The sequence below is a fragment of the Acinetobacter sp. YH16038 genome (assembly GCF_013417275.1).
In the GTDB taxonomy this organism is placed as follows: domain Bacteria; phylum Pseudomonadota; class Gammaproteobacteria; order Pseudomonadales; family Moraxellaceae; genus Acinetobacter.
Window position 1 is genome coordinate 1 of the sequence record NZ_VPEG01000185.1, and the last position, 1019, is coordinate 1019.

The following is a 1019-nucleotide window of genomic DNA, read 5'->3' on the forward strand; positions in this document are numbered from 1 at the left end:
GATAGGTCTATATTCGCTAACTGCGTTTGCAGTGCGTCTATTTGCTCCGTATAGCTCGCTGTTAGCGATTTTATGGCTTTGGGTGATAGATTCCCTATTTCGGTCAAAATCGCTCTGAGATGCGATTTTATGGCCGATGTTGTCTGCTGTACTTCGTTTAAAAGTATAGTGCTGTTGGTGATAGGTCTCTCGCTTTGCTCGATAGTCATCTCGAACGTTTTCAGCGTTTCGGAGAGCTGTTGCAAGCTCTGCTGTAGTTGGTCGGCTTTCTGCTGCTGCTCTGAGATGCTCTGAATAAGCGTTAATTTCGAATTGTTCATGATAAAAGTCGCCTCTAAGTCGATGTCTTTTGCCACTTTTCAAAGTGGCAGTTAAGTATTCTTTACTTTGTTTGACCGATGCGATTCCTTCCAGTTGCTCAATACACTGGACAATATCTGCTCTGTTTTTTACTGTCAGTGTCCTTAAAAATGTTTGTACGTAGTTATCAACGAGCTTGCCAAACTGCTTTTTTGTAAGCGCCTCAAGATCTTGACCTGTAAAAATATTTTTAGCTTGAGCGTTGAGTTTTGCGACATAGTTTGGCTCTTGTGTCGTTTTCATCAAAAGCAGATCATCGGGGCGTGACCACTGGTACTTTGTGTTGAAGTAATCACGTAAAGAATCAAAATGCTTTTCATGGCCGGGTGGGGCAATATTGAGTGATTTACCGCTTTGAATATCTAGGCGTGGTGCTAGAACGTGGATATGCTTCGAGCCGTCATCGTCTGTGTGAAGCACGGCAAAAAGGTGGTACTGTGAGGGATCTAGTCCCGAAAAAGCATGCTTTTCAAACTCGTCTAAGACTTCTTTTATTTGTTCATCTGTCGGACTGTCTTCTTTTGACCATGCGATCACGCCACTGGTGTACTTCCACAAATGTGGACTTGAGTCACAGATGGCGTTAAATGTAGTCGCATCACCACGCAAAACATCAACACCTGCCCGAACATTGCCAAGATGATCGAACTTATCTAAAA

Annotated in this window: 1 protein-coding gene; it reads right to left on the reverse strand. The window is 43.2% G+C overall.

The features are described 5' to 3' along the window. The coding region (locus FTV34_RS17730) for a relaxase/mobilization nuclease domain-containing protein (protein WP_180070945.1) at positions 1 to 1019 on the reverse strand (1019 nt) is incomplete at both ends.